Origin of the sequence: Niveibacterium sp. (assembly GCF_041909475.1) — a bacterium.
Lineage (GTDB): Bacteria > Pseudomonadota > Gammaproteobacteria > Burkholderiales > Rhodocyclaceae > Niveibacterium.
In genome coordinates this window covers 1-3,391 of record NZ_JAYRDJ010000061.1, presented here as the reverse complement: position 1 = coordinate 3,391, position 3,391 = coordinate 1, and the positions used below count along the sequence as shown (strand labels likewise).

The 3,391-nt window shown below is 61.3% G+C and carries 1 protein-coding gene and 1 pseudogene; both read left to right on the top strand.

The genetic code is table 11. The features are described from left to right. Positions 1-123 (top strand): annotated as a pseudogene (locus ACE3P0_RS21015) (IS110 family transposase); the annotation flags it as partial. A 161-nt stretch (positions 124-284) separates the two neighbouring features. Further along, positions 285-3,209: a Tn3 family transposase gene (locus ACE3P0_RS21010; protein ID WP_374404760.1), complete on the top strand. Its 2,925-nt coding sequence runs from the start codon at positions 285-287 to the stop codon at positions 3,207-3,209. Positions 3,210-3,391 lie beyond the last annotated feature (182 nt).

The window sequence follows — 3,391 nt, the reverse complement described above, 5'->3', positions numbered from 1 at the left end:
GTCAAGAATGACGCCCGCGATGCCGAAGCCATCCTCACTGCGCTGCACGCACCGGGCATGCGATTTGTCACCGTCAAGACCGAGGCGCAACAACAGCGCCTGCTCACTCACCGCCTGCGGGAAGGTTAGGGTACCCGTGCTTTTCGTGTTCATTTTGGCGTTTTCGCGGAAAGCCTGTCGGGGACACGATCTCCGGTCTGACTACTGAGCATCAGCGCGCGCGCCTCTTGACCTTCTCGTGAGTCCGAGCGGTAAATGACACCCTCGTCCGCAGGGAGGCCGCCATGCCCGAGATCCATCGCTGGCAGTATCAGTACTTGGGTACTTCAACCTTTCCCAAGGCCCTCTCGGTCGTTGAACTACAGGCGTTCTTCACGTTTGATGCTGCTGAATTGGCCGCCATCCGAACGCGCAAGAAGGATGTGTTGAGGGTCGCCGCGGCGATTCAGCTGGGCTTTCTCAAGATGACGGGATGTCCACTTGCGGCCCTGCGGGTGATTCCGGCGCGACTGCTCCGTCATGTTGCCGCGCAGCTCCGTGTTGACCCGATCAACATCGGTTCGCTACGCACCATCTACGAACGCGAGAAGACGCTCTACGATCATCAATGGTGGGCCATGGGGGTTTTGGGATTTTCAAAGCCAAGCCCTGCGCAACTTCGGGCCCTGCTCCCCTACCTGACCAATGAGGCACGGCATGTCACCTCGACCGACATTCTGGTCGAGCGCGGGAAACTCTGGCTCTACCAGCATCGGTTCATCGCAGTAGCCGACCGTGATCTTCGCGACTATGCACGGCGCGCGATGTCCGCGTCCGAGAACGGTCTGTTCCAGCTCATCAGAGAACAGCTGCCGGCTCAAGCGTATGCAAGGTGGGAAGCAGCAGTTCTGATGCCGAGGGCCGACTCCGGCATTACGACGCTGGAATGGTTGCAGCAGCCGACCCGACGCAAATCGGTTCATGCGCTTCGAGAGCGAACCGATCGGATTGACGTGCTCAAAAAGCTCGGCGTGCATGAGCTCAAGCTCGACGGCGTCGCGGTCGAGAAGATCCGTGATTTTGCCGCCCAGCTACAGAACATTAGACCCGCCAAGTTCAAGGAGTTGCGGGACCCTGCGCGAACCTTGCGCCTGGTCTGCTACCTGAAGATGGCGCTGATGCAAGCAACGGACACGGCAATCATGCTGGGCGGCCGCCAGATCGCGAAAATCGCGCGAAACGCCTATGAGAAGGCGCGTCTGCTCGAAGCACAGACTGCGATCAACTACCGCGAATCGCTCACCGAGATCTTCAAACTCGCGGACGACGAATCCATAACGGATACCGAGTTTCGTCTGCAGGTACGTCGGATGAAGGCGGCCCACACGCAACCGCAATTCCCGACCCGCGCCGCAGCCGCCCGCTGGATCCTGTCCGGGCCCAACCCGCAGGTGCGCGCGCTGCTGAGCGAACTGCAGAAGCTCGACATCGCAGGCGAGGAAGGGGACGAGTCCACGCAGCGGGTGGCGTATCTGCGCGGCTTGTACCGCACAAAAGTTTCCACCCTTCCCGAACAACCTCCCGTGAGCGCGCCGCGCGGATGGAAGGATCTGGTCGAGGGGGAGGATCGCGAGCGCGCGATGCGCGCGTTGGAAGCCGCCACGCTGCTTGGCCTGCGCAAGTCGCTTCGCAGCGGTGTGGTGTTCGTCGACTACAGCGAGAAGTTTCGCGGCCGCCATCGTCTGTTGATCGACGTCGAGCGGTGGAAAAAGGAACGGGGCAAGCGCTACGCGCAACTGAATCTTCCGTTCAATCCCGATGACCTTTTAAATTGCCTGGTCGCTGAGCTTGAACAGAAACTGCGCGCGGTCGACGATGGAATCAAACGCGGCTTGATCAACGTCGATGCACATGGCATCCACCTGCCGCGCTTGAAGGCGGCCACCACGCCACTGGATCTACGTGCCAAACGCGAGGCCTTGTTCAACAAGATTGGCGTCGTACAGTTTCCGGATCTGATTCTGGACATCGACAGCCGCACGGGTTTCAGCAAGATCATCCTTGGCCGACCGGCCCGCCAGCCAGCGGAGTTGCTGCAAGTCTATGCGGGCATGTTGGCTCACGGTTGCGCGCTGGACGCCACCGGGGTCAGCCTGATGATTCCTCAACTCAAACCGAGCCAGATCACGGTCGGGATGCAGTGGTTTGAAGACCGCGAACGTGTGCGTGCCGCCAATGACGCCGTGGTCGGATTTCAGCGACGCTTGCCGATCACTTCGCACTGGGGCGACGGTTCGCTGGCCTCGGCTGACATGATGAGCCTGGATGTGTCGGGAAAGATCTGGCTTGCGCGTCTGGACCCGAAACGTCGTGTCCCGTCGCTGGGCACCTACACCCATGTCTCTGACTTCTGGAGCGTGACCTACGACCAACCCATCGTTCTGAACGAGCGCCAGGCCGGTGCGGCACTTGAAGGCGCCTTGCGTCAGACCGAAGTCGAACTGGATCGGCTGGCGGTCGATACCCACGGGTACACGGAATTTGCGATGGGCATCGCCAAATTGCTTGGATTTGCGCTGTGCCTGCAACTCTCCCGCCTGGCCGAGCGAACGCTCTACGTGCCCAGCTCATTGAAGGACGTTCCGGCCTCGCTCACACAGATCTGCACGCCGATCATTTCGCTGCGGCAGATTCGCGCCGAATGGGACCACCTTGTACGCCTTGTGGCATCCATCGAAACCGGCGAAACGACAGCGACGATCGCGTTGGCGCGATTCGGTTCGGCGGCCGCTGACAGCGGGCTCTATCGGGCCGGCGTGCATCTGGGCCGTTTGATCCGCAGCCTCTACCTTTGCGACTATTTCCTCAGCGAGGATCTGCGGCGCACGATCCATCGGATTCTTGTGCATGGCGAGGCGGTGCACGTGCTCCAGCGTGCAATCTACGCGGGCACCTTCTCCAAACCGCGCGGCCAGCACGAAGACGAACTCTATGCCGTGTCCGGAGCCCTGACCCTGCTGACCAACCTCTGTCTGGCGTGGACGGCGCACAAAATGCAGGAACACCTTGGGATCGATCGCGCATCAGGTGCTACCAACGACGACGAGGCGTGGCTCAAGCATGTCAGTCCGGCCCACTTCTCGAACATCAACTTCCGCGGCACCTTTACCTTCCCCATCCGGGAGTACGGGGAATGGCTCTTCACGGATGCGACCGCCGTTTCCGCCTAAACGGTTTGCTGCCCGCCGCCACCGCAGGCGGGGTCCTTGGCGGTCCTGCGACAAGCGGGTGGGGAAACAGGCGCCGCAGTACGGATTCGTCAAGTTGCAGCTCCAGCCGCGGCCGCATCAGCCGAACCTGCCTGCGCCCCGGTTCAAAGGCGTCGGGGGCGTGGCCGTGTTTGGCGATGTAG